Source organism: Bacillus sp. G402, assembly GCF_051172515.1.
Lineage (GTDB): Bacteria > Bacillota > Bacilli > Bacillales > Bacillaceae > Bacillus > Bacillus altitudinis.
Map to the genome: position 1 here is coordinate 248,336 of NZ_JBPIZC010000003.1, position 18,566 is coordinate 266,901.

At 43.2% G+C, this 18,566-nt stretch carries 17 protein-coding genes; 2 read left to right on the top strand and 15 right to left on the bottom strand.

What is annotated here, in order from left to right; translation table 11 throughout:
• Positions 1-29: 29 nt before the first annotated feature.
• From ACSBQP_RS14825 to ACSBQP_RS14840, 4 genes are all read right to left on the bottom strand, one after another.
• Positions 30-1,037 carry a LacI family DNA-binding transcriptional regulator gene (locus ACSBQP_RS14825; RefSeq protein WP_098680995.1) on the bottom strand — a complete coding sequence of 336 codons (1,008 nt, stop codon included), beginning with the start codon at positions 1,035-1,037 and terminating at the stop codon, positions 30-32.
• Between the two features lie 77 nt (positions 1,038-1,114).
• On the bottom strand, positions 1,115-2,062 hold the full coding sequence (locus tag ACSBQP_RS14830; protein WP_039166333.1) for a dihydrodipicolinate synthase family protein: 948 nt from the start codon (positions 2,060-2,062) through the stop codon (positions 1,115-1,117).
• A gap of 411 nt (positions 2,063-2,473) precedes the next feature.
• Entirely contained in the window at positions 2,474-3,031 is a 558-nt protein-coding gene (locus tag ACSBQP_RS14835; RefSeq protein WP_007498270.1) for a shikimate kinase, read from the bottom strand.
• Between the two features lie 85 nt (positions 3,032-3,116).
• Positions 3,117-3,890, bottom strand: a complete 774-nt coding sequence (locus ACSBQP_RS14840) for an IclR family transcriptional regulator (RefSeq protein ID WP_079920407.1) — start codon at positions 3,888-3,890, stop codon at positions 3,117-3,119.
• Positions 3,891-4,033: 143 nt separating this feature from the next.
• Between ACSBQP_RS14840 and ACSBQP_RS14845 the strand changes: the two genes are divergently transcribed.
• Positions 4,034-5,395, top strand: coding sequence for a hypothetical protein (locus ACSBQP_RS14845; protein WP_435028552.1), 1,362 nt, complete (start codon positions 4,034-4,036; stop codon positions 5,393-5,395).
• 229 nt (positions 5,396-5,624) lie between these two features.
• On the opposite strand, the gene ACSBQP_RS14850 is transcribed toward ACSBQP_RS14845, so the two are convergent.
• The 9 genes from ACSBQP_RS14850 to ACSBQP_RS14890 form a co-directional block, all read right to left on the bottom strand.
• Positions 5,625-6,935: an MFS transporter gene (locus ACSBQP_RS14850; RefSeq protein WP_025206713.1), complete on the bottom strand. Its 1,311-nt coding sequence runs from the start codon at positions 6,933-6,935 to the stop codon at positions 5,625-5,627.
• A gap of 45 nt (positions 6,936-6,980) precedes the next feature.
• Complete coding sequence (locus tag ACSBQP_RS14855; protein WP_052320678.1) at positions 6,981-8,183, bottom strand: CaiB/BaiF CoA transferase family protein; 1,203 nt, start codon at positions 8,181-8,183, stop codon at positions 6,981-6,983.
• An 87-nt stretch (positions 8,184-8,270) separates the two neighbouring features.
• Entirely contained in the window at positions 8,271-8,651 is a 381-nt protein-coding gene (locus ACSBQP_RS14860) for a cupin domain-containing protein (protein WP_008342095.1), read from the bottom strand.
• A gap of 23 nt (positions 8,652-8,674) precedes the next feature.
• Positions 8,675-10,435, bottom strand: a complete 1,761-nt coding sequence (locus ACSBQP_RS14865; RefSeq protein WP_017366574.1) for a thiamine pyrophosphate-binding protein — start codon at positions 10,433-10,435, stop codon at positions 8,675-8,677.
• A 38-nt stretch (positions 10,436-10,473) separates the two neighbouring features.
• Positions 10,474-11,247: a type I 3-dehydroquinate dehydratase gene (gene aroD / locus ACSBQP_RS14870; RefSeq protein WP_079920446.1), complete on the bottom strand. Its 774-nt coding sequence runs from the start codon at positions 11,245-11,247 to the stop codon at positions 10,474-10,476.
• Between the two features lie 9 nt (positions 11,248-11,256).
• Positions 11,257-12,690 carry an aldehyde dehydrogenase family protein gene (locus ACSBQP_RS14875; protein WP_079920449.1) on the bottom strand — a complete coding sequence of 478 codons (1,434 nt, stop codon included), beginning with the start codon at positions 12,688-12,690 and terminating at the stop codon, positions 11,257-11,259.
• Positions 12,687-13,544, bottom strand: coding sequence for a citryl-CoA lyase (locus ACSBQP_RS14880; protein WP_435028553.1), 858 nt, complete (start codon positions 13,542-13,544; stop codon positions 12,687-12,689). Before ACSBQP_RS14880 ends, ACSBQP_RS14875 begins: the two co-directional genes overlap by 4 nt.
• A 325-nt stretch (positions 13,545-13,869) precedes the next feature.
• On the bottom strand, positions 13,870-14,691 hold the full coding sequence (nadE, locus tag ACSBQP_RS14885; RefSeq protein WP_144626375.1) for an ammonia-dependent NAD(+) synthetase: 822 nt from the start codon (positions 14,689-14,691) through the stop codon (positions 13,870-13,872).
• Between the two features lie 195 nt (positions 14,692-14,886).
• Positions 14,887-15,483 (bottom strand): DUF1989 domain-containing protein, encoded by a 597-nt coding sequence (locus ACSBQP_RS14890; protein WP_024718981.1) that lies wholly within the window; start codon positions 15,481-15,483, stop codon positions 14,887-14,889.
• An 82-nt stretch (positions 15,484-15,565) separates the two neighbouring features.
• On the opposite strand from ACSBQP_RS14890, the gene ACSBQP_RS14895 reads away from it, so the two are divergent.
• Positions 15,566-16,915, top strand: coding sequence for an amino acid permease (locus ACSBQP_RS14895; RefSeq protein ID WP_255836191.1), 1,350 nt, complete (start codon positions 15,566-15,568; stop codon positions 16,913-16,915).
• Here ACSBQP_RS14895 and ACSBQP_RS14900 read toward each other — a convergent pair.
• Together ACSBQP_RS14900 and ACSBQP_RS14905 are read right to left on the bottom strand one after the other, a co-directional pair.
• Positions 16,910-17,668 (bottom strand): YqcI/YcgG family protein, encoded by a 759-nt coding sequence (locus tag ACSBQP_RS14900; protein ID WP_035703119.1) that lies wholly within the window; start codon positions 17,666-17,668, stop codon positions 16,910-16,912. The genes ACSBQP_RS14895 and ACSBQP_RS14900 overlap by 6 nt on opposite strands.
• Positions 17,669-18,173: 505 nt before the next feature.
• Complete coding sequence (locus ACSBQP_RS14905; protein WP_435028554.1) at positions 18,174-18,557, bottom strand: UPF0715 family protein; 384 nt, start codon at positions 18,555-18,557, stop codon at positions 18,174-18,176.
• Positions 18,558-18,566 lie beyond the last annotated feature (9 nt).

Below are 18,566 nucleotides of genomic sequence, written 5' to 3' on the forward strand. Positions count from 1 at the left end.
AAAGCGATCATATGAGTTTTCAGCATCTATCATTTCTTTTTTGGCGTTCCCGTGGTGCCACGATCTACATAGTACATCGGGAAGATATGTTCCATCTTCTCTAACTGTTCTCCTTCTAATAACTGCGTTAGTAAAGAAACCGCTTTTCTTCCCATTCCAACTAAATCAACATGAACAGAAGATAAAGAAGGGGTTAGAAAACTTGCAATGGGCACATCATCAGCACCAACGACAGACAAATCATGAGGTATTGACACATTTGCGATATCTGCCGCTTTCATGACCCCTATCGCCAAAAAATCTGAAGAGCAAACAACTCCAGTCATGTGCTGGTTTCCTTGGAGAAATTGAGAAACCACTTCTACTACTTTTCCCCCATCAAATTCATCTAACTCAAACACAAGCTCTTTGTTCATTGTTAATCCTAAACTTTTCAGTGTACGCTCATACCCCTTGTAATACCTCACACTATGCATCGAACTCATTGGACCATTGACCAGTCCAATGGTTCGATGACCTTTATCAAATAAGGACGTGACAGATTGGCACACACCTTCTTCATCATCAGGCCTGACACATGGAAATGGAGAATCCTCTAAGTAACTTCCGACAACGATAATGGGAATAGCTAAACTTTTTAACCAATCCATGCTCAATTCTTCATTTCTTGGAGAAAATAAAATGGCACCATCTACAGCCTGCGTTTCAAGTAATCGCTGCTGCTGTACAGATGTAAATGACATCAACATATTGAATTCAGTCTCATCTAATTCCTTCGCTATCCCATCTAAAATCGTCGAAAAAAATGGATTATTCAAAATATATGAACCACGCGGAACCACGACAGCAATATTGCCAGTCTTTCTTTTAACGAGCCCTCTAGCTCCTAAATTAGGACGATAGCCTAATTCATCAATCACTTGTTTAATTCTTTCAGCCGTTTGAGCACCTACTCCTGGTTTGCCACTTAATACTCGGGAAACAGAGGCGATAGATACTCCAGCTTTCAATGCGACATCTTTAATACTTACTGACACATTTCATACCTCCGGGAGTCTGTTGTTTTATACTCTATTATAACCTGACTCACCTTCATCATGAAATCAATGGTCTGTTATTTACTAACGTTTTCCTTAAGTAAACCAACACTTTGAAGGCCCTGACGAATCTCTTCTTTTTCCTTTTGAGTTAAAGGTAATACTGGCTTCCTCGCAAGCGAACTGCTGATCAAACCTCGCTGGAACATCGCTTCCTTCATTCGCAGATGAGAGGTAGAGGAAGGTTCATCCATTTTATACACAGCATGCTTTAATTCAAAGATTCTATCGTACACTTTATTAGCCGCTACAAGGTCTTGTTCTTCCACACATTTCACAAGCTCAGCAATCAAATCTGGTACAAAACAGCCGAAACCTACAAGCGCCCCATCAATTCCTTGAACTAATGTTGGCAATAAATATTCATCGTGACATGTGAGCAACGATACATCTGGTGCATGCTTTTTCAGTGCGCGCACATCGACTTCATATTGCGCCATGTCTCTTTGACCGATTTTAAATGAGACAACGTTTGGAATCTCCGACATTTCTAATAATTGACTGGTTGTATAAGAGGTTTTTGTCCATGTTGGATACTGATGGACGATGATTGAAATGTCAATTGCTTCTGCAACATCTTTAAAGAATTGGACAGGTGACTCAGGCTGCATACCGAATCTCAGCCATGAATGTGGCGGCATAAGAAGAATACCTTCTCCACCAGCTTCCTCCACTGCTTTTGCATGCTGGATCGCTTCAATTGTCCCTTCAGCAGAAACCCCAGAAATGACAGGAATTTCTCCCTTTAATTCGTCGGCTGCAATACGCACAGCTTCAGCTCGTTCATGTGGCAGCAAAGTCATAATCTCGCCAGTATGTCCATTGACAACGATCCCATTAATCCCTTCGTGCTCCGCCACCCAGCGAACAAGCTTACGAAAAGCAGGTTCATCAATTGAATAGTCATCTTTAAAAGGAATTAAGACTGCCGGGAATACACCGCTCCATTTTTCTTTATTTTTCATCAACAAATTCCTCCCCATCCGTTATAGTAAACGTTTACGGTAAGCGTTTACGTTAATAATCATAGAATGATCTAACCGAAGGTGTCAACCAGATTTTTAAAAATTATAATAATTCAAAAAACGATTATTAGAATTTAGATACTATTTTATTTTTTCAAAAAAAGAAAATGAGAGATATATTTCGTTTCCCATATCAATCAAAAAACCTCATCATCTTGACCTAGTTGTAGTCTGATCACCACTTTTTTCAAACGGCTAGACACACCACACAAAGGATGCATACATTTTGATATAGTGACGAAGGAAAAAACATCTTTTCTTCTTTTTTTCATCCATCATCCAACTTAGACTGTCATTTCTTTGACTACTCCTGATCTAATAGAAAAAGTCTACCCCTTAGGATAGACTTTTTTATTTCGAATATAGATCCCAGCCAAGCTTGAGTGTGTCGACAATATAATTGGCGACTTCTTCAGCTTCTAGATGATCTGTTTCCACTCTTGAGTTATGAAGGGAATAAATTTCCCGGCGCTCTTCAAACAGCTCTTTCATCTCGTCAAGCGTGCGGTTATGAAGAACAGGACGGTTTTCAATTAAAATATCCAGCCGCTGTTTCCAATTCTCCCAAGATAGGTCAAGGAAAAGAACCGTACAATGCTTTAAGCAAGATCGTTTGATTTCTTCCTGTTTAAACGCACCGCCTCCAAGAGACACGATCTTTAGCTGAGTATGTTCACATAAATCGACGATATAGTCCTTTTCAGCCTGTCTGAAGAACGCTTCTCCTTTTTGCTGAAACATTTCTGGAATCGTCATGTTGTACTTTTTCTCAATCTCCTGATCAACATCAATAAAATCTCTATATAACTTTTTGGCAACGAGCTGCCCAATGGTTGTTTTCCCAACGCCCATAAAGCCAATGAGGACAATATTTCGCTGTCTCACAGGAATCTCTCTATTGTTTTTCATGTTCGTGACACGTCCTCCTTACGACAAGGAATGCTACATAATGTTTCTATTATATGATAAATGGACTGAGAAAAGATAGGCATTCTTAAAAATTGTGTTTGACGACGTAACCGAGCTGTTCGGAGAGCTTCTCGGCATGCTCTTTCACTTTTTGCTGCAATTGAGGGATGACATCTTCAGTAAATCGTTGGGTCGGTCCAGATATGGATAAACATGCCTGCACCTCCCCATGAATGTTAAAGATCGGTGCCGCCACTGCCGCCGATCCGACTTCCCGTTCATCAATACTGCAAGCGGTATGCGTTTCAAGAATATGACGACATTCTTTTTGCCATTGCTCCATCGTCATGTGATCAGCCTCAGATGCAAAAACTTGCTGTTGAAACTCTTCGCTTTGGAAAGCAAGCAGCACCTTTCCACCAGCACCAGCGTATAACGGCAGCTTCTCACCTATTTTCACAAGATGCCGAATCGATTGCAGCCCTTCGGCTTGTTCAATACATACCCTGCTTTTGTGATCGAGCACATACAGGTTGACGGTTTCCTTCGTTTCATCACGAAGTGTGTACATGAGCGGTTTTGCCAGTTCCCTCAATTTGATGGACTTCCCAGCAATATAACCGAGAAGATAAAGTCTTTGACCGAGCCGGTACTTCATTGTCTCTTGGTTCTTTTCTACAAAATGATTCATTTCAAGTGCCTTAAGCAGTCTCGTTGTGGTAGACATTGCTAAGTTCATCTCTTTTGATATGTCCGTTAGCGTCAGCTCTTGACGTTCTTCGCTAAAGCAAGAAAGAATATCCAAAGCGCGCTGAACGGTACGCAATCCTGATTCTTCTTTTGACTTTTTATCAGCCATGTTCACTTTCTCCTTTTCCCCTTTGATTTCTTATCGACATGATTGACCAATTTTGCTATAATCCATTTTAAATGTTCCATTAAAAGAAAACAAATTCCACTGTACGGAATAAAACCGATAGATGTTTTGATGGAGGAGATATCATGATCTACCTGCTACTTTTCACACTTCTTATTAGCTTATACATCGTTCATCAACTATTCCCTGCTCCCATTCTCTCCTATTTGGTTGGTCTGCTGGCGACTGCTTCGCTCACCATTTCCTTTAAGAAGGCAAGTGGGCTTTATTTGAAAACGGGTGCTATGTTTCTCTTGATTGGATTGGTGTTATTTTTCTGGTCAGAACAGCCTTTGCATACGCTTTTTCTTCATTTTCATTCCATGCTAGGCTTGCTTTCTTTATTTTTCATGTTGCCATTTATTCATTCTCTCATACATGTTGGACATTTCGATACTCAATTAAATAAACTGCTTACTTTACATACAACGAGTACAAATCAGCTTTATCGCAAGAGTTCATTTGTCACTCATGTTCTTGGCATGTTTTTAAATATCGCAACGATTCCCTTATTATATACATCCTTGAAACCATCGCTGAACGCCCTTCAGGAACAAGTCAAACAGCACCTTTATACGCGCAATCTTTTAAGGTCATATGCGCTATGTCTTAGCTGGAGTCCTGTCGAAGTACTGGTGAGTGTCACCATTGATGCAACCAAATTGAAATATTATCAGATTGCACCCGTTACGTTTTGTTTAATGGTGCTTGTGCTGTTGACGGATTGGTTGCTGTTTTCTCGTCAAAGCAAACGATTGCCGCATATCATCCAGCCGGCAGAAGCTCACTCCAACCCTCATCGCATCAAGAGAAAAACCATTCAGCTTGCTTTCATGCTGCTCAGTTTTATGACAGTCGTTTCGCTTGTTGACGCTTGGATTGGGAAAGGTTATCTGTTCGCTGTTGTGCTGACGATTATTCCTTTCGCTCTATTATTCTCGTCTATCATCAAAAAACGAAAACAATATGTAGCCGTCTCTATTCCCCATTGGAAAGAACGGACCCGCCAGCTCTCCAATTATATGTGTCTATTTTTAAGCGCGGGCTTCTTTGTCGATATGCTGCTTGTCACAAACAGCTTGCAGCCGATTCAAGCATTTATCGTCAGTATATCAGATCATGCCATTTGGGTTTATGGGGTCATCGGGCTGTATTTTCTCATCACCGCTCTTTGCGGTTTTCACCCGCTCGTTTCGCTTGCTCTATTAGTGAGCTTGATGGCACCTGTCATTCATGAATTGCCTGCCCTTCCCATCGCCATCATGCTCATTATCGCCGGAACCTCAACGGTCATGTTTAGCCCATATAATGTATCTGTCTCCCTATTAGCCGATTTGATGAAGGTCAACCCTTACCGAATCACTCGATGGAATATCTGGTTTGCTGGTTTTTATGTCAGCATGGGTATCGCATGTGCAACGATCATCACCGTCATCTTTTATTCATAGAAAAAGAGAACCCAATGAGTTCTCTTTTAAGATTGTTGACAAAGGGCTAAAATGAACTTGATTTTAGCCCTTTGTCTTTTTTTCAGTGTGATAGAAAACCTTTACAGTCTAGGAAGGACGAGTACCGGCGCGGAGCGAATTTGACATTCGTGAGCACCAGCGCGCAGGACTGACACCGAATGCGAGGGTTTGTCTACACGCTGAAAGAGAACCCAATGAGTTCTCTCTATTATTTTAATTGAATCCGTTCAATCTTACCTACAATAAAGATATACGACAACGCTCCGCCTAATGCCACTAGGCTGACGAATAAAATACCGCCGTTGTAAGAGCCTGTCGCCGATACAATGAATCCGATAATCAGCGGGGTGATGATGCCGGATAAGTTAGCAAAAAAGTTGAATACGCCGCCAGCCAGACCGACCATTTCTCGTGGTGCCACCTCAGACAGCATGGTCCAGGAGATATTAGACAGTCCTTGCGCAAAGGAAGCGATGGATAAAATGGTCAGCACAAGCGGAATATTCGTTGTAAAATTCGCTAAAACAATGGTACTTGTCAGAAGCAAGCCGACCACAACCGGCAGCTTTCTCGCTACATTGACCGATACACCCTTTTTAAGCAACCAGTCAGACACATAGCCTCCAAATAGCACCCCAAAGAATGCAGCGATGTATGGCAGGGATGCCGCAAAACCCACTTTGAGAAAGGCCATATTTTTCGCCTCTGCTAAATAGGTCGGAAACCATGTTAAAAAGAAAAAGAGGGTAGACGCAACAGAAAATTGACCAATATAGAGTCCAATCAATTTACGATATTTTAAAAGTGCGGCAAAGTCTGCCCATTTCAGTTTCTCCTGTGATGCCACTGTCAGCCCTTCGCCTTGACGGATCAATTCTAACTCATCTTCATTGATCTTTGGATGCTCTTTCGGTTCGTGATAATACTTGTACCAAAAGAAAGCAAATATAATACCGAGCGCACCAGCAGTGATAAAGACGGTTCTCCAATCGAAAGTTGTCATGATCCAAAAAAGAAGAGGTGTCGCAAATGCAAGCCCCACATACTCTCCAGCGGTATAAACCCCTGTTGCAAATGCGCGTTCCCGCCTTGGAAACCATGTGGTCACAATGCGGTTATTCGCAGGAAATGCGGGAGATTCTGTAATTCCGATAAACAAGCGGCAGCCAAATAAGAAGGCAAAGCTGTTCGCAAACGCCTGTAAACCGGTGAAAATAGACCAAGTCACAAGTGATATTCCATACGTTACCTTTGATCCAAACTTATCAAGAATAAAGCCGCCAGGGATCTGCATGGCTGTATACGTCCAGCTAAATGCTGAAAAGATGAGGCCTAATAAGGCAGGGTTTAATTGCAATGAAGACTGAATCGCAGGTGCAACAATGGATACACTGGCTCGATCAATATAGTTAATAGCGGTAATAAAAAACAACAGAATCAAGATGCCGAAACGAGCTTTTGTTGGTTTCGCATAAGCAGGCCGCAAGTCGTTCCCCTTCAGTTCTGAATGCACTTTCATAACCATCCTCCTTTGTTTCCGCAGCGTGCGGATCGGTTGAGTGTCTTAAATGACCCCTTTTTCTTCTAACTGTTTACACTCTTCTTCTGTGAAGCCAAGCATTTTCGTTAAAATGTCATAATTATGTTCACCTAAATCAGGCGCAATATGGCGGATACTACCGGGGGTTTTTTCAAACTTCGGAATGATTCCAGGCACCTTCACTTTTCCAAGTCGCGGGTGATGCACCTCGACAATATTTTCTCGTGCTTTAAATTGCGGATGCTCAAAGATATCCCGAATGCTTAGAATCGGACTCACAGGCACACCATGTGTATCTAGAATGTCTAGGACGTCATCTCTTGTTTTGGACGCAATCCACTGCGAGACGATCGCATCCATTTCATCGTTATGCTTCAGCCTGGCTGCATTCACAGAGAATTTCTCGTTCTCTAGTAAATCTAAGCGATTCATCGCCTCTGCCAATCGATTAAAGGTCGAATCTGTACTTGTCACAAGAACCAAATAATGCCCATCCTTTGTCTCATAGGTGCCGGCAGGGCTTGAATGACCGCTTAACCCTGGTGAACGCTCACGCACCTTCCCTAGCTTGTCATATTCAGCAACCAAAAACTCTAACATGCGGAACACAGATTCATAGAGAGCCAAATCCACCATTTGCCCAGTTCCTTCTGAATGAGTGTCACGGTAATACATCGCTGTCACAGTGGCAAACGCCACATAGATTCCTGCGATATAATCCGTAAGGGAAAAGGAAGGGCTGACTGGATGCCGATCTGGAAACCCTTGAATATATGTAAAGCCGCTAAACGCCGTCGCAGGTGTACCAAATCCCGCCTTGTCCTTAAATGGACCGGTTTGCCCATAACCCGAAACACGAATCATAATTAAACGAGGGTTGATTTCTTTTAATACATCGTACCCAACGTCCCATTTTTCAAGTGTTCCCGGACGAAAATTTTCAATGATCACATCAACCTGCGCTGCCAGCTTTTTAAAAATGTCTTTTGCTTCTTCTTTGTGCAAATCGAGTGTAAGAGATTTCTTATTCCTTGAAAGTCCTGACCATCTCAAAGGTTCACCATCTGCAAAAGGACCAACATGCCGCAGTGTATCCCCTTTTCCAGGAATCTCGACTTTAATGACCTCTGCACCAAAATCCCCTAGAAGCACCGCGCCGTATGGTGCAGCAATCATCGTAGAAACATCTAATATTTTGATTCCTTCAAGCGGTGTATTCTTATTCATTGCTTGACTCCCTTTCATTCAATTGATAAAGGGCTAAAATGCTTTCTATTTTAGCCCCTTTTCTTCTTTCTCTCGTGCAAGGTTTTTTTAGTCCTTCGGAAGCTGCCCTTGCGGTGTATAGAGCCAAATCAGCCATAAAGGTTCGTCACCTGTGTTCACATGCTGATGTGAGACACCATCTGGAATAAACATAAAGTCATTTTGTTTAAATGATTGTCTTTCTCCATCGCAAATGACTTCGCCAGACCCTTTAATCACATAATCAAATTCCTCTGAACCCGGGTGATTGTGTACTGAGCTTGCTTCGCCCGGCTCAAAAATAGTGAGACCTGCCATCATATGCTCTGACCCTACGGTATCTGGTGTGATCGTTTGAAACACCTTCCGAATCATTTTCTCTTCTGGATGATCTAAACCTAACCATAATGGATGACCGTCTTGAAATGGATTTAATACTTTAATTTTCATTGTTGATTCCTCCCTAGTCATGTTTAGTTCACACTGACATGTGAACGTTTTGTATTTGGTGAATAAATATCATTAATGTTCCAATGTCCATCAGTAGGCACTGGATCATTTTTCATCGCTACATCAATGACACATGGCTCCTGAGAAGCGATTGCTTCAGCCAAAGCTTCTTTGAATTCAGAAGCCGCCGTAATTTTGATCCCCTTCATCCCATAACCTCTTGCAATGGCTGCAAAATCAGGCGAATAGCTTTCTCCATCTTTTCTAAAAACAGTGCCGTAAGTCGTTTCATAGTGTGCCATTTGCAAGCCGGCGATCGTCCCAAACGCACTGTTGTTCATCACAATCCACACGACAGGAATGTTTTCTTCCATGGCTGTTGCGAGAACAGATGGATTTTGACCGAAACCGCCGTCCCCAACAAGTGATACAACGACACGGTCAGGTTGGGCAATCTTTGCTCCAAGTGCAGCAGGAGCGCCAAATCCCATCGTCGCAAAACCACCTGGGGTTAAAATAGTGCCTGGCGTGTATACAGGAAATTGCTGTCCGACCCCATTTTTATTCCAGCCAACATCGGTTGTAATGAAGGCATCAGGTGGCAATACTTCCCGCACTTCCTGCAAAATACGCTGTGGTTTCATTGGGAAAGACTCGTCTTGAATATTCGTCAAATTGCTCTTCTGAAATTCCTCACGATATGCCGCAATGTCCTTTTTCAATTGAGGGCGATCCAGACCTTCTGGCAGCCTTTCTTTCGCCACACGATTAAGTACAGTCAGCGCCTGCTTGAGATCTGCTACTGCTCCAATTTCCACAGGATAATTTCGGCCAATTTCATTCGGATCAATGTCAATATGGATGAGCTTGGTTGATTGGAAATTGAACGTATACTCCGATTCCCACGAACTCGCATCTGCTTCAGCAAAACGGGTGCCTAATGCCAATATATAATCCGCTGCTTTACACTGATCATTGATAAATTTCGTCCCCCAAAACCCTGTCATGCCAAGGGTCATTGGATGATCATCTGGCATCGCCCCTTTCCCCATCAAAGAATGGGCAACAGGGATACTCAAATGATCAGAAAATGCCTTTAACTCTTCTGCTGCATCGGCTAGTAAAATGCCTCCCCCTACATATAAAAGCGGTTTGTCTGCCTGCAGCAATCGATCTATTATCCGATTCGCTGTTTGATCATCAATAGATGGTTTTTCAACGGTGTGTGTATGATGAGCGATTTGTTCAAATAACGACACATCTAAGTCTTTTGAGAACACATCCATCGGAACTGAAATCAGGACTGGCCCAGGGCGGCCGCTTTCAGCTAACTGAAACGCTTTTGATAAAATTTCAGGAAATAATTCTGGAATGTCGACTCGCCATGCTCTTTTCACAAACGGGCGATAAATTTCGTATTGAGAAGCATCGGAATGAAGATTGATTTCTTGGTGTGGGTGCTTTCCGTAGTAATGACTTGGAACATCTCCTGCAATGACAACCATTGGAATGGAATCGAGTGCGGCATTCGCTACACCTGTTGCCGCATTGGTGAGTCCAGGACCTAAGTGACTGAGCACAACAGCCGTCTGTTTTTTCGCTCGTGCATAACCGTCTGCTGCATGCGCCGCTATCTGTTCATGTCTGACATTCACAAATTGAATACGGCTTTTTTCTAACGCTGATAAAAAAGCAATATTCGTATGACCGCACAGACCGAAGATATGCTCAACTCCTCGATTTTCTAAATACTGAATGACCTGTGTAGATATATTCTTCTTCATGTTTCTCTCCTCTCACGGTGCAGCTATGAATCTGCTACTCACTGATTCTTTGAAAACACAATCGATAGAACGGTATTCAAATCCTGTATCGCAACTTGTCCAGGTGCCGAGCTTTCTTTCCCTACAGCAAAGGTCATGACAGACCCAAAGAGTCCACCTACCATTCTTGTGAAGGCGCCATATTCCCCCATCGCCATCGAAATAACGGGGATGGACAGATGCTTTTTCGCCTTGCCTGTCGCAGAGAGCAGTGTCAGTGCATCCTCATAGGAATGCGGCATGACGGCGATCTTTGCAATGTCGGCACCGACCGATTCTGCATTGGTGAATAGTTCCACGAGCCGATCCGCCTCCGGGGTACGCTGGAAATCGTGGTACGACACAATCAAGATGACCCCGTTTCTCTTAGCCGCCTGACTGACTTGCTGGATATGCGAGACATCATGCATTAATTCAAAATCAACGGCAGCCACAAGCTGAGTGGCACAAAGCTCGACAAGCAGGGAAACCTTTTCATCCTCTGAGAGTGAGATGCGTTCGCCGCCCTCTTTTTCAGAACGAATGGTGAATAGAAATGGGATGCTATCTGCCTTTTCGATCATCCCTTTCAGGGTGGTGATGACTTGTTCCTTGTCATTGAGGTGATTGAAAAAATCCGCTCGCCACTCTATCACATCAGGCTTCTTCTCAGCTAACACCTCAACTTCAAGAAACAATTCTTCCTTTGTTTGTCCAATGAGCGGCGTACAAATCATCGGCTGACCGCCTGTCTGCGCACTTTTCACCTTTTGCTGAAAGACATTCACATCCATCTGCCCCCTTTATAGCCCATTTGGCAGCACAACCATTTTGGTTTCGGTCATCTCTTCGATGGCGAAACGCGGGCCTTCCCTTCCAATACCGCTTCGTTTAATCCCGCCATATGGCCAGTGATCTAGTCTGAAATTCGATGTCCCATTGATGACTACGCCACCAGTTTCAAGCTCTTTTGCTGCGTGTAACGCAACATCCAGCTGATTCGTAAAGACACCTGCCTGCAAACCATATCGACTATCGTTTGCTTCTTTGATTGCCTCATCCAGTTCCTCGTATGGAAGGACACTGACAACTGGACCGAACACTTCTTCACAGACAACCTTGGCTTGTTTTGGAGGGTTTAGCAAAATAGCCGGTGTGATGCTTGCGCCATTTCGTTGTCCTCCAGATAGAAGCTCGGCACCCATTTTCTCTGCCTCTTGTATCCATGCCTCCACACGTTTTGCTGCTTGTACATCAACCATACAGCCGATATCACTTTCACTAGACAGCGGATCTCCAACGACGAGCTGTTCTACTTTTTGTTTAAGTGTCTCAGTAAATGTCGACAAAATTTGCTTGTGGACATAAATTCTTTGAACAGAAATACAGCTTTGACCAGAGTTGCTAAAGCCCGTTTTGGCACAAAGAGATGCGGCTTGCTCGATATCTGCATCATGATGAACAATCGTCGCTCCATTTCCTCCGAGTTCCAGCAGTACCTTTTTTAATCCAGCAGAGTTTGAAATATGTTCTCCGCCCACCGCACCGCCAGTAAAAGAAACAAGATTGGTTCTTTCATCAGTGACTAACTGTCTGCCGGCGTCTACTCCTCCAATCACAAGCTGCAGGCTCTTTTCTGGAAACCCTGCTTCAAGCAGGAGCTTAACAAACGCTGTGGCAACAGCTGATGTTTGCGGTGCTGGTTTTAAAATAATGGCATTCCCTGCCGCAAAAGCTGGACCGATTTTGTGACAAATTAAGTTGAGAGGCGCATTAAAAGGCGTAATTGCCAGCACAACCCCAACCGGCACTTTAAATGTCATCGCCATTGCTCTCTGTCCACGGGAAGATACATTGCCAGGAATGGTCTCACCGATTAGTCGATTGGCTTCTTCGGCTGACTGCGCCAGCGTTTCAATTGATCGTGAGACTTCATCTCTTGTATTTTTAAGCGGTTTGCCTAATTCTAAAGAAATGAGTTTTGCAAAATGCTCTTTTTGTTCTTCCAATAAGGCGGCTGCCTTTGTTAGAAGCGTTGAGCGTTCTAATGCTGATATTGCCGCTATTTGTTTTTTAGCTTGCTGCGCAATAGAAAGCGCTTGTTCAATATCTTCTGAGGATGCAAGATAGGATGTACCGATGCTTTCCCCAGAGTATGGATTGATGATATCTTCTTTGCCATGGTTTGCATCCAGCCATTCGCCATTTATATATGACAACGCTTTCAATTCACTCAAATTTTCTCACCCTCCTTCAAGTGACGCGTCCCGACCCCCGCATAACGAACAAGTCTTTCTTCATTCGGACAAGGACCTTTCACTAGGGCACCTTTTGTCAGCTCTTCATATGCATGCGCCACGATGCCCATTCCTCTGGATAAGGAAAAGATGCCTTTTGCCGCTTCAGCTGGAATGTTTAATTCACATTGGATCGCAGCAGATACACCATCTATGTTCATCGTGATTTTTTTCCCTTTTAATTGTTCTAGTTCATGTCTAATCGCCTCAGCTAACCGTAAGTACGTTCCGCTGATATCACCTTGCTGCACATATGTTTGACTCAGCTCATACAGCCGTCTCACTCTAGGATCATCATCATGCAGCTGATGACCGATTCCCGGAATTTTTTCCTTGCGAGCTAACCATGTCTGACATACTTGCTTTGCAGCAGACTTGATATCCTTGTGTTCATCGTAGGCTGCTTTGGCTTCGTATAACATACGCATCGCCTTTTCTCCGGCTCCGCCATGAATATCACCTAATAGATTCACCCCTGTTGCAACAGAAGAATTAAACGAAATGCCGCACGTAACCGCCATTCTTGCCGCTGCAATAGACGGTGCTCTTGGCCCATGATCCGCACCTGCGACAAGAACACTTTCAAAAAGAGCTGCCTTCGAATCATCTAGTAATTCACCAACAAGCAGTAGATAAAGCATTTGTGGATACGATAATTGACCAATAAGCTCTTCAATTGGATAGCCCCGAAGTTCAATTGAATTTTTTCGAATATGACTAATCTCAGTCTCCCACCAAGCGCCTCCTTCTTTGTATATTTCCAGTGCACTTCGATTTTTCATTGTGTGAATCATTCCTTTAGCCACTTATTTGGAGATGAACGACTCCTTTTATTCCGTCTAGTGGAATTCAATTTCACTTTTTGGAATGTGTTTTCATTGTAAGCGCATTCGTTTTTATCGTCAATCATTTTTTCTGAAAATACTGTCTTTTGATGAGAAATTAAGTGAATCGAACTAATTATTTCACCACTTATTCTTCAATTCATCCTTTATTTAGTCAAACAGACTTATGTATATCGTTCTACTAATTAATGAACCATTTTCGATTCATTCTGTCAAATTCAGCTGAAAATTTGACATAAAAAGACCCCTCCATCTTCTGGAGAGGTCACTTATTTTATTTCCACCAGTCATCAAACATAGAAGCGGGTACTTGACGTTTATGTTCTGATTGAACATAGCGTTTTTCAATCGCTTCTGCTGCTTGATCTGAAACTTGTTTTCCTTCTAAGTAATCATCAATTTCATTGTACGTAATACCAAGTTCTGTTTCATCCGTTTGCTGAGGCTTATCATCCAGCAGATCGGCTGTCGGTTTCTTTAAGTATAATCGCTCCGGCGCCTGAAGGGTCTCAAGCAACAACCGTCCTTGGCGTTTCGTTAAACCTGTGAGCGGAAGGACATCTGCACCGCCATCCCCATACTTCGTGAAAAAGCCCGTCACAGCTTCAGCTGCATGATCCGTTCCAATGACAAGTAAGCCTTCCTGTCCACCGACGGCATACTGTGCGATCATTCTCATGCGTGCTTTGACGTTCCCTTTATTAAAATCAGACAGCGCACCGCCTGTTTCCTTTTGGTATTGTTCACTGAATGCCGTCACGGCAGGCGCGATATCATATTTCCAAGACTTGTCCGGCTGAATAAATGATAGAGCCAGCTGCGCATCGTCTTCATCTTGCTGCGTGCCATGCGGAAGACGGACTGCAATAAAGACAGCATCCTCTTTTCCTTCTTGACGAAGCTCACTTACAGCGAGCTGAGCGAGACGGCCGGCAAGCGTTGAATCCTGTCCGCCGCTAATACCGAGAACGAATCCTTTTGCACCGGTCTTTTTCAAGTAAGCCTTTAGAAATCCAACCCGTTTTTCGATCTCCTGCTTTGGGTCAATTGAGGGCTGCACATGCAACTCTTGGCTGATTTTTTTCTGCAAACTCATACACTTTTCCTCCTAAGCATCCTCTACATGAAGAGAACAGGTTTTACTTCCATTTCAATTGATTTACCTACGATTTTAGCCACTTTATTATATCATGTTTTGAAAAAAGATATTTTTTAGACGTTCCCCTTTTTCATAAATGATCAAACATTCACAAACGAAATAGACCAAGTCTCTTTGACTGGTCTTTCCTTTTCAATCAATCTCCACCCGAATGGATGTACAGCTTGAGCCATTGCATTTTCCAATGTCGGCAGGACATGCAGACACCGCGACGATGAGATCCATTTCTGCACGCAGACGAATGTAATCACCAGGGAGCGATTTTGGTAGCTCGACAGACAGTTTTCCTTTCTCATCAATGACTGTATTCATAAACGCATTAAAAGGATAATACATATCCTCCTTTGGAATCCCGAATGGCTCAAAAGCCGTTCTGAGATTATCGTAGCATGTATGCATGACCTCTAGGTGCGTCCTGCCGTATAAGAGCTGATACATTTCTTGCCGGCACGCAGGCATATATAAATCATGACATTCGACTGTATCTTCGATGACCGTAAACATTGGTTTATATAAATTAGAATAAAGCTGATCTCCCTTTTTCACCTTGGAAGAGAACAGGCTATCCATTGTAGCGCCTTGATCAAATTTTTCATAAAAATCCTTTTCATGATAGGCCATCACGTCTGCTACTTGCTGCCCTTCGACATCAACCACTCGCATACATTGTCCTTTTCCTAACCGAAAGCCAAATCCATCCTTTGGTAAAATCACGTATTCTCCGTTCATCACATGCACTCCTTTCCATGTTGACAGTATGCCCAAAACGTCCTCTTGATCATGTATAAAAAAAAGAGGCGGTCACAAGCTAATGCTATTGAATCGGAAAGGTGTTGCACACAAATTGAAAGAAGAACAATCTTTATCTTGGTGGCAGCTTTCTCTTATCGGAGTCGGCTGTACAATCGGCACTGGTTTCTTCCTTGGTTCCAGCATCGCCATTACAAAATCCGGTTATTCCGTCTGCATTTCATTTTTGCTTGCGGCAGTCGGCACATATCTCGTCTTTAAACACCTGGCTGCGATGACAGCCGAGAACCCAGATAAGGGATCATTTTGTTCCTATGCCCGAAAAGCCTATGGGCGCTGGGCGGGTTTTAGTAATGGCTGGGTGTATTGGTTTTCAGAAATGCTGATCACAGGGAGTCAGCTGACGGCGATTTCTCTTTTTACTCGTCACTGGTTTCCATCCATTCCACTATGGGTGTTTTCAGCGATTTATTCCGCTCTTGCCCTGCTTGTGATTATCATTGGGCTTTCTTCTTTTCAAAAGACGGAAAATGTTCTTGCCGTGCTGAAAACCGGGGCGATCCTATTGTTTGTCGTCCTTGCCGTTCTTGTTTTATGCGGCATTCTCACAGAGCATAGGCCCACCCTACACCTGCCAAATAAAGACCATGAATGGATGCCGCTCGGCCCACTCGGTCTATGGAATGGGCTGATTTATGCGTTTTATGCTTTCGGGGGAATTGAAGTCATGGGGCTGATGGCGGTTCATTTAAAAGACCCGAAAGATGCCGCAAAATCTGGACGTGTGATGCTGATCATTCTTGCTGTCATTTATATCGTCTCCATCGGACTTGCGCTTTTGCTTGTGCCAGTGACAGCCTTTAACGAGAATAGCAGTCCATTTATTACATCACTGGAACCATTTCATTTATCGATTTTTCTTCATATCTTTAATGGCATTTTCATTATTGCTGGGTTTTCCACATTGGTTGCCTCCCTCTATGCAGTCACGACGCTGCTTGGCACGATGTCGGAACATCAGGATGCACCTGCTTGTTTTAAACAAAAAGAACCATCTCATGTCAGATGGTCTTCGATCTTGTTAACTGCTGCTGGATTGATTGTCTCGATTTTGCTGGCACTCTTTTTGTCCAAACACATATATGAGCATCTCACAACAGCAGCCGGCTTAACTCTTTTATACACATGGGTGTTTATTCTGCTTTCGAGCAAAAAGCTGTCAAAACCATCTACTCGTCAAACGTGTGAAACGGTTCTTGCCCTGCTCTTGATTGGTGCGGCTGTTTCAGGCACTCTGACAGAGGCAAGCGGACGACCCGGCTTTTTTATAAGCATTGGGATCATCGCCGTGATTGGCATCATGGTACTCTTTATGAGAAAAAAGTGGAAACAGGATCAGGCCGCATCATAATTTCATCATGTTTTTTAAAGCAGTAAATGGGCATTTGGCGGAGGCTGGTTTCTCCGCCTCTTCATCTGGGAGAAAATATTGCTTCCATTCATGATTTGTTGGATCACCGTACCATTTTAACGATGGATGGACGTCAACTTGATCATATGCTTTGAGCCGCTTGCGAACGAGCTGGCTCATTTTTTGTCCAAACTTGGTCGATCCATTCAATTTTTCGAACACCCATCTGGGCTGAAATGCCATCATGACATATGGAAAGTGGCGGCTCTTTCTGAGCTTATGAGCTGGTGTTGAACACAGAATAAAATAAGCCTCGCCATGAAAGCAGTACTCCCATTCATGGTGATGAGGGTCCAGTGGAATCTCCGCTGGCCATGGCACTTCATCTTTTTGATGTAACCGTTGAAGCAATGACCAGAACTGCTGCTCAAATTCTTCAATTGGGCTTTCCTTTAAATCCTGCGGAGTTTCAAAAAAGCAGATAAATGAAGCGTATTGACCAGTTTGTTTAGCGCAGCCTTGATATTCTTTTAGCAGCTCTGCTAACTCATTCACTGCCCCGTCTCCCCGCAGATCACCGACAAATCCATAGCGTAAATGATCGAGAAAAAATCCTTGTCTGCCTGGTACACACGGAAATGTATCTGCCTCATCCCCTACCATCTCTCCAAACTGTGTGAAGGCATCTTGCTTCCATTCTTCGAGTGATCGTAGATTTTGATCAAGGCAACTTTTTGCATACAGCTGGGCCATTTTCTTCCACCTCGTTTTAGCGTCTTCTCCATAGCCTATGAGGAGGAAAAAGCTGTGGTGACTGTCCTTCAACGACTTTCACTGGACATTCACAAGGTAGTTGATTTGCCAGATGAGGCAGGAATTCACTTCCATTTATCTAATCATGTATGAGTATGCTTCTGCATATCATCATTTAGCCGCCTCTATCTAATAGAGTTGGTCATTATAAAAGAAATGGGTGAATGACATGCGTCTTCTTTTTCTCCATCCGATGTATCTGATCTTATTTACACTACCAGTGATGGCTTTCCTTTGGGGATTTGTTGGTTATCTGCTATTTAAACGGATATTTCCTGTCCTCATATTAACGTCCGTGATTTCGATGATTTTCATCTTCGCTTATACTGGATTTGACCTTAGCAATCTATATTGGGTCCTTCTGATGACGGCTTTTGCTTTTGTATCAAGCGGATTCTCGAAGGTCATACACGTTCATGTTCAAGAGAAAAAACGGGAAAAGCCTTTATGATTGTTTCTTCTTTAAAAAGGCGGAATCAAGCAGCCAATAAATGAAGGCCGCGCAAAAGCTAAATAGATAAACTTTGTAGCTAATAAAGACGACAACACCATAATCAATCCATAATGCGAGCGCCGTACAAACCACCCACGCCCCGATAAAATAAACCAATAAATCACGGCGTCGAAACTTATCAGGATGACGGTGTAAAATCATTTGGATAGGTGTAGCAAATAGGACATAAGCTATCAAAATGAAAAGACTGGTGACCTCCACATAACTGAATCTGGATTCAGGTGGGGCAAACAACATGGTATAAACAAATGTCGCTGTGATCACAGACAAAATCAGCATACACACATAGTTGAATGCTGGCAGGAACATACGCATGGCAAAAAC